The sequence below is a fragment of the Nocardia vaccinii NBRC 15922 genome (assembly GCF_001613305.1).
Classification (GTDB): Bacteria; Actinomycetota; Actinomycetes; order Mycobacteriales; family Mycobacteriaceae; genus Nocardia; species Nocardia vaccinii.
In genome coordinates this window covers 1-7,450 of sequence record NZ_BDCC01000106.1, presented here as the reverse complement: position 1 = coordinate 7,450, position 7,450 = coordinate 1, and the positions used below count along the sequence as shown (strand labels likewise).

The following is a 7,450-nucleotide window of genomic DNA, read 5'->3' as shown; positions in this document are numbered from 1 at the left end:
TGCCGTGTCAAGAAGCCTTCGGTAGGTAATCGGGATGGCGGATCTTTGATCCGACGGTGAAGTCTCGGATCGGTTCGGCGTGCTGGTTGCGCCAGCGGATGTAGGTGCCGACCGCATCGTCTTGTTCGCCGTGGCTGCGGTGGTCGGTGCCGTTGAGCGCGAAGTACCGCAACGCGGAGAACTCGCACTCGATCCTGTTCAGCCAGGACGAATAGGTCGGCAGAAACACCAGTACGACGGCGTTGGCCACGCACCAGGCGCGGACCTCGGCCCGTTTGGGGACCGAGTAGTTATCGCAGATCAGATACAGTTTCTCCCCCGGCCACCGGCGACGCAGCGACTTCAGGAAGGACAGGAACTCCATCCAGCGTTTCCGGTCACGGATGCGGTAGTACAGATACCCGGTGCGCAGGTCCAGCGCACCGAACATGTGCCGCACACCCTGGGTGCGGTTGTACGTCGCCCGCAACCGTTTCGGCCGCCAGGCCGGAAACCAGCCCCGTCCGGCGCGAGGCTGCAGATTCAGCGGCCCGGACTCATCGATGCAGATCACGCGCCCATCGCCGGGAGGGTTGCTATACAGGTCCGGGACCCGGGTCATCTTGTCGGTGAACTCGGGGTCGTTGCTGCCCTTCCAGGTCTTGGTGACCTGCCACGACACCCCACCGGCTCTCAGGATTCCCCGCAGAGTTTCCCGGCTGATGTCAGCAATATTATTGTGCCGCAACACCTCTACCAGATTCGACAGACTCCACGCCGAGAACGGCCAGCCCAGATCACGCGGGCAGCACCGGGCGATGGAACAGATCCGATCACGTGTCGCCTGATCGGTCTTCGCCGGCCTGCCCGCGCTCCATTTTGGGTCCAGCGCGGTCAACCCCTGTTCGTTGAAATCGTTGCTGCACATACGATTCCGATACCTGCATGAGCTTCGCGATCATCGGCACCGGCTGCCGCTGCGCCGAAGCCATCACCACGATCGCCCGCCGCATCCGCACCGGCTGCTTGCTGCGCCCGCGCGATCTGAGCCAGCTTGCGGCCCTCCTCCGAACTCACCGCTCTGACGAACACATCCGGCTTGCGAGCCACCAGCCACCACCTCCACCGGCAGCATCACCGCTCAACAGCCCACGAGCAACCCGCCACCCCGACGATTACCGCATCAACTCTTCCGGACGCGGCACTAGTGGGAATGGCGTTCCTGCTGTTGGTCGCCGGTCACGAGACGACGGTGAACCTGATTGGCAACGGCGTCCACGCACTGTTGCGTAATCCCGCCCAATTCGAGGCGCTGCGAGCTGACCCGAGCGGAGTGCCGGACGCGGTGGAGGAGTTTCTGCGGCACGATGGTCCGGTCAGCTGGTCCACCGTGCGCTACACCGCCGAGCCGATCCGTATCGGCGACGCCGACATACCGGCGGGGGAAATCGTCTACGTCGCTGTCGACGCGATGAATCGAGATCCGGACCGCTTCCACGATTCCGAAACACTGCTGATCAGCAGAGACACCTCCGGACACGTGGCTTTCGGCCACGGCATCCACAACTGTGTCGGCGCTCCGCTGGCCCGGCTGGAGGCACATATCGCCTTCACCGCTCTCCTGCAACGTTTCCCGAAGCTCGCACTCGCAGATGAGGCATTCACCCCCAGTGGCAGGCCGGCTTACTCATACACGGTCTCAGCGAACTTCCGGTACGTCCGCACGGCTGACGGGGCTTCGCCCCACCCCGACGAAGCATGTGTTCGGCTGGAGTGTCGACCGCACCGGCCTGGCGCTGAGGCAGTACAGGTACAGCTCCGCCCGATGTGTCACCCCGTACATCGGAAATCGTCACACCGGTCACACCCGGACCGGGATAGGAGCTGGCTCGGTAAGGCTCCCCGATTCACTGCTTGAAGCCTGGCAAGTTCCGGCCCGTAGCCGTGATATTTGCGTGCTCCTGCGATACGCACAGTGGGACAGCGGCAAGCACCGGCCCCGTCCTGCAGTCCTGTCTGGTTAGAGGGAAAGACGGGACCGCAGTATCAACGACGAGGACATAGCGGAAGCCGAGAACTTCTTCCTGCGTTACAGCGCTGACAGGCTGCTGGAAGACACCAGGCCGGGCAGCGTACTGGTTCTCCTTGGATCAGGCGGGCCTGGTGTGAGGTCAGCTGCACGTCCGGAGCCGGAGGCCGGGTATCACTTTCCGGGGTCGTGGGGTGTGAAGGGCTCGTTGATGGTGGTGAAGTACTGGATCACCGAGGCGACCGCGACCGGCGCCGTGACCAGCAGCGCTCCGCCGAAGACGCCGATGCCCACCCCGATCGCGATGCCGGCGAGGCAGCCCGCCAGTGGTCCCGCGCCGAACAGCGCCGCGAGTATGCCGGTGACGACGGTGCCGACGATCGCGCCGCCGATGCAGCCGGCGACTCCACCGATGGCCGTGCCCATGGCCGCTCCGGCGGCCGCGGCCGTGCTGATCTGTATCGATGCACGCTGGAAGGCGGCCTGCTCGCGTTCGTAGCGTGTCCGCCACGGTGCTTCTTCCTGATAGGGCAGGGCCGCCGGGGACAGCGTGGCGGTGTGGCCGTCGACGGCCGCGCGGATGGGATATTCGGCGTTGTCGAAGCGGAAGCTCAGCGGAATGCCCGCCAGCACTTGGTAGTTCACACCGGTGGCGGGCTTCGCGGATGCGGGCGTCGCCGCGGCCGCTCCGTCGATGCCACGCAGGCTGCGGCCGTAAGCACGGCTATAGCAATACAGTTCGTCATTCTCATCCGGTTCTCCTCGAATAGTGGAAATCAGCGCTCTGGACGGTCTCGCGGATCGCCCGGCATATCGGTGACAGGAAGGCCATTCGTGCCTATTTGGCTGGGGAGGACCCCTGGCGTACGGAAATGGCATTTGCCGGATTCGCACGAACCGTTCGTCCAGTGGGTGGCTGTCCGGCTCGCCGGGACCCGCACTTGTGGGTGCAGACGTCGATGGACGAGCTGGAACCGCTGGGGTTTCCGTTGTCGTATCAGTCGCGACTGGCAGCTGAGCCGCACAACAGTCGTCGATAAATATTGTCTGAGTGCGACTACTTCGATACCGTGAAGTAGTCGGCCGGATCAAGGGCATCGAGCGCGATCCACCTCTGCGATATTGCCGCGGTTGATACTCGGGCGCTACCCGATGAGACGCGGAAAAAGCCCTGGATATCGAGCGCAATTCGAGGATCGTCATCGACACGTCGTGCCATTTCGTAATAGGCGGCCAATACGTGGATACAACGCCCAGTGTCATCCGAGCAAGAGCAGTCGACTCCTGCAACTATCGGTGCGGGCGGGTGGCCCGCTTCGGTGATCGCGCGGTGCACCTCGTCGGTGAGGATGGGTCGAGCACCAGACAACTGGCCGGTGATTCCCGCGATCGTCTCCCGGGACATCGGCGCCACCTCGATGCAGGACATCGATGTGTTGCGGCCACGCTGGACGACGGCGCGCAGGGTGCGGCCGTCGATCGTGACCTGTACTGCTCCAACGCGCGCCAGCTTGCGGGCGCGCGGCAACACCGGGTCGGGTCTGGTCTGGCGTAACGGTTGGGCGAGCCGAACCCAGTCACGCCCCCACGCTGTGTAACCGAAGTCGTCGTCCGCCATATCAGCCGGCTCGCTTCCGGCGCAAGGTCGCAATGAGGCGGTCGTCATCCAAGCGCGCCAGTTCGGCGACACCGGACATATCGGCGATATCGGATAGCGCGGATTTGCGCGAATGCATGGCCGCGATGTGCTCCTCAACGGTGGTGTTGGTGGTCAGGGTGGTGACGGTGACGGTGCGGGTCTGACCGATCCGATGGACTCGATCGGAGGCCTGCGCTTCCACGGCCGGATTCCACCATCGGTCGAAGTGAATGACATCGGCCGCGCGGGTGAGAGTGAGCCCGGTGCCACCGGCTTTCAGACTGAGCACCAGCACTTTCGGGCCATGGTCGGCCTGGAACCTTCGGATGATGTCGGCCCGCTGTTCCTGGTTCAAGCCGCCGTGAAAGAACGGGGCAGCCACACGGAACTGCTCGCCGAGGTGCCGCACGAGCAGCTCACCGGTCTTCCGGTATTGGGTGAAAATCAGTGTTGGCGAATCAGTTTCGAGGTTGTTGGCCACAATGTCGGTGCACAGGTCGAGCTTTCCCGACCTCTCCGACAGTTCGTCGAGGTCACCGGTGACCAGTCCCGGATGGTTGCAAACCTGCTTGAGGGCGGTCAAAGCCGCCAGTACCCTGGCCTGGCGCTTTGCGCCGCTGCCGAAGCCGCTGTCGATCGCCTGCGCCAGCTTTTTGTCGTACAACTGCTGCTGTTCCTCGGTGAGGTCGCAGATCAGATTGGCATGGATCTTGGGTGGGAGCGAGCCTGCAACCTGAGACTTCTTCCGCATCAACACAACTGGCTCGATCGCCCCGCGCAGTCGGGTAGCAGCGGCGAGGGAACCGTCCGCGATCGGCCGGGCAAAGCGACGACGAAACTGCGCCTTATGCCCGAACAGCTGCGGCGCAACCAGATTGAGCAGCGCCCAGAGTTCCTCGAGACGATTCTCGACGGGCGTTCCGGTCAACGCGATTCTCGCGTCGGCCGCGATAGTTCGCGCGGCCTTCGATACCTGTGTGCGGGGGTTCTTCAGCACCTGCGCCTCATCGAAAACCGCACTGGCCCAATGGTGCTCCATGAGGACAGGGCTATGTCTGCGTAGCGTCGGATAGCTGGTGAGCACGACGGTTCCGCAAGCGACCACTTTCAGTGCCCCGCCGCGCCAGATCATCGTCCGCAGATCCGGTGCGAAGCGCTTGATTTCATGCGCCCAGTTGCCGACCAGCGACGTCGGACACACCACTACCTGTGGCCCCCCATCGGCGCACCCGACGAGATAGCCGATGGCCTGCAGCGTCTTACCGAGTCCCATTTCGTCGGCCAGCACCGCACCGCCGTGCGCGTCGATGGTCTCGCGCAGCCAGCTCACACCGCGGACCTGATATGGCCGCAGCTCGGCGGTCAGTGCTGTTCGCAGTTCGGCCGCAACAGCATTGGTGCGACGGAAGACCTCCACCGCATGCTCCGCTGATGTCACGGCCACACCGGTGGCATCGGGCACGGCATGCGCTGCGATCGGCAGGGCCCCATCGCCGCCCGCCAGCCAAGCAGCCACCGACGGACCGGGCGAATCGAGGGGCGCACAGGCGAGCCGGTCCGGCTCGATCAGCGCGCACTCGACCTCGGACACCTCGAACCCGCCAGGTTCCGACGTCGGGACAACCAAGGAAACGGTCTGGGCATCACCGACCGGCGGGGCATCCCCCGCGGCACGGCCGGACCAGGTCCACAACGCGAACATATGGCGGTCGAGAAGGTACGTGGCTTGGCTGTCGAGTACGACACCAGTAGGTTTTTGCCCGATTCCCATTGTGTCAGTTGCTGACCAGGTCAGCGCCCTCGTAAGCGGATTGGTTATCGGTCCCGGAGCGGGGGGCGGCCCCAGTCGCGGAGCGGCTGTCACTTCGACCATGGTCCGGCTGCTGTGCCGGCACCGTGGGTCTTCCGACGAGTCTCAAGGCAAACACCAGCGCGGCTGCTCCGAGAAGTGCGGCGAGCATGATCCAGACCGCGCCGACATGCATAGCGTGGATAAACGCGTGATCGGCAGCCTGCGCAAGAGTCGACTGGTGGATCTCGGCGGCAACATGCCGCGCCTGTTCCGCGGAAACCCGTACTCGTTCCTGTACGGCCTCCGGTACATCGCTCAGCGAGGGTTCGATCGCGCGTCGATATGCGATCGACATGATCGTGCCGCCTACTGCGATCCCGATCACGCTGCCGGTCTGTCGCGCGGTGTGGGTGACGGCCGACCCGGCACCGGCCCGTTCCATCGGCAGGGTGCTGATCAGTGCTGCCGTCACTGGCATCATCATGCCGACCGAAAGGCCCTGGACGAACAACAAGATCTCGATCCAGATGAGTGGGGTCTGCAGTCCGAGCAACCCGACCGCACCCATGGATAGCGCCAGCGCCATCAGCGCCGGCACGGAGACAGTGCGTAGTGGCCATCGGCGAACCAGACGCGCGCTCAGGGGCGCACCCAAGACCGCGCCGACCGCGGTCGGGATATTGGCCAAGCCTGCCTTGATCGGCGAGAAGCCAAGTGCACCTTGCAGATAGAACGCGTAATAAAAGGTCATGGCAGCCACAGAGAAGAAGACCAATGCCATGGCCGCGTTGCCGCCGCCGAATACCCGTTGCGCGAGCAGTCGGGGCTCGAAACTGGGTTCCTTGATTCGCAGTTCGACGAGCACGAAAGCTGTCAGCAAGACCAGTCCGACGGCGATCGGCGCCCAGACGTCCGGACGGCCCCAGTCGATTACCTGCCCCGCACGGATCAGCCCGTATGCCAGCGCCGCGAGCCCGCTGATCGAAAGCAGCATCCCAGCCGGGTCCAGCGGCCGCACGGTGGGGCTGCGGAAATTGGGGACCAGCACGGCGATCCCGATCAGCGCCAGCACCACAACCGGGACATTGACGAGAAAAACCGAGCCCCACCAAAAATGGCCGAGAAGGATCCCGGCCAACACCGGGCCCGCAGCCATTCCGACACCGGCGGCTGTCGAGGAAATGGAGATCGCGGTTACTCGGACGGGGCCGGTGAAGGTCCACAAAAGGATGGCAAAGTTAGCCGGCATGATCAGCGCGGCGCCGATTCCCATCACGGCTCGGGCGGCAATCAGTTGGCCTGGGTCACCTGCGTACGCCGCCCATATCGAGGCCCCGCCGAAGATCACCACTCCCGTTGCGAGCACAGTCCGGTGGCCAAAACTGTCGCCTAGTGCGCCTGCGGTGAACATGAATGTGGCGAAGACCAGGGTGTATGCGCCTGTGGCCCATTGAAGCTCAGCCGGGCTGGCACCCAGTCCGTTGACCGGGTCCGTCAGGGTTTCCAAGGTGATACTGAGGATGGTGTTGTCCACCCAGATAACCAGCTGGGAGAACATGAGGACAGCAAGGATCAACCACTGCCTGGACTTCGGCAGCGTTGGGGACGCGGTCATAAACACCTTTCGGATATCGATCGGCGAGAACCTGAATGACTGGACCATAAGCAAACTCCACCGCGCTGTCAATCTTAGAATTTCTTGTCACAACAGTTGCGGCCGAATGGACTATATGCCCTCAGTAGGATTTGCGGGCCGAACAAATTTATGCCTCTGTAGGATTTGCGAGTCGAAGGACTTTATGTCCTCCGGGGGTTGCGACCGATCAGATTTCATGCCCTCCGGTGAGCTGTCGCACCGCGTATTGACAAGCTGCTGCTCGGTATGGGCGACAAAACTATGGACGATGTGCTGGAGACAAATCTGCGCGGTGTATTCCGCACCGTTCGGACGCGCTACGGATTGGCAGGCGGGCATCGGAGGCTGGGCTGGGCCCGGTGCGGACAGCGCTAG

At 63.6% G+C, this 7,450-nt stretch carries 7 protein-coding genes; 1 reads left to right on the top strand and 6 read right to left on the bottom strand.

The annotated features are described in order from the left end of the window. Positions 1-7: 7 nt before the first annotated feature. Together NV1_RS44995 and NV1_RS47190 are read right to left on the bottom strand one after the other, a co-directional pair. A complete protein-coding gene (locus NV1_RS44995) occupies positions 8-907 on the bottom strand; it encodes an IS630 family transposase (RefSeq protein WP_218027376.1) in 900 nt (299 codons plus the stop codon). Next, entirely contained in the window at positions 874-1,089 is a 216-nt protein-coding gene (locus NV1_RS47190) for a hypothetical protein (protein ID WP_218027375.1), read from the bottom strand. The genes NV1_RS44995 and NV1_RS47190 overlap by 34 nt, the downstream gene beginning before the upstream one ends. A gap of 103 nt (positions 1,090-1,192) precedes the next feature. On the opposite strand from NV1_RS47190, the gene NV1_RS41355 reads away from it, so the two are divergent. Then, positions 1,193-1,897, top strand: coding sequence for a cytochrome P450 (locus NV1_RS41355; protein WP_067905122.1), 705 nt, complete (start codon positions 1,193-1,195; stop codon positions 1,895-1,897). A gap of 285 nt (positions 1,898-2,182) precedes the next feature. Here NV1_RS41355 and NV1_RS41350 read toward each other — a convergent pair whose 3' ends face one another. The 4 genes from NV1_RS41350 to NV1_RS41335 all read right to left on the bottom strand — a co-directional run bounded on the left by NV1_RS41350 (position 2,183) and on the right by NV1_RS41335 (position 7,102). Next, positions 2,183-2,653, bottom strand: a complete 471-nt coding sequence (locus NV1_RS41350) for a DUF8020 domain-containing protein (protein ID WP_067905119.1) — start codon at positions 2,651-2,653, stop codon at positions 2,183-2,185. Between the two features lie 412 nt (positions 2,654-3,065). Then, positions 3,066-3,626 carry a hypothetical protein gene (locus NV1_RS41345; protein ID WP_067905116.1) on the bottom strand — a complete coding sequence of 187 codons (561 nt, stop codon included), beginning with the start codon at positions 3,624-3,626 and terminating at the stop codon, positions 3,066-3,068. A 1-nt stretch (position 3,627) separates the two neighbouring features. Beyond that, positions 3,628-5,349: a DEAD/DEAH box helicase gene (locus NV1_RS41340; protein WP_067905113.1), complete on the bottom strand. Its 1,722-nt coding sequence runs from the start codon at positions 5,347-5,349 to the stop codon at positions 3,628-3,630. A 73-nt stretch (positions 5,350-5,422) separates the two neighbouring features. Continuing rightward, the gene (locus tag NV1_RS41335; protein WP_218027374.1) at positions 5,423-7,102 is read right to left on the bottom strand and encodes an MFS transporter; all 1,680 of its coding nucleotides are present in this window, start codon (positions 7,100-7,102) and stop codon (positions 5,423-5,425) included. Between the last annotated feature and the right edge of the window lie 348 nt (positions 7,103-7,450).

Coding starts and splice junctions, on each gene's coding strand:
- NV1_RS44995 (WP_218027376.1), bottom strand. CDS start 907: ATGTGCAGCAACGATTTCAACGAACAGGGGTTGACCGCGCTGGACCCA.
- NV1_RS41355 (WP_067905122.1), top strand. CDS start 1,193: ATGGCGTTCCTGCTGTTGGTCGCCGGTCACGAGACGACGGTGAACCTG.
- NV1_RS41340 (WP_067905113.1), bottom strand. CDS start 5,349: ATGTTCGCGTTGTGGACCTGGTCCGGCCGTGCCGCGGGGGATGCCCCG.
- NV1_RS41335 (WP_218027374.1), bottom strand. CDS start 7,102: ATGGTCCAGTCATTCAGGTTCTCGCCGATCGATATCCGAAAGGTGTTT.
- NV1_RS41345 (WP_067905116.1), bottom strand. CDS start 3,626: ATGGCGGACGACGACTTCGGTTACACAGCGTGGGGGCGTGACTGGGTT.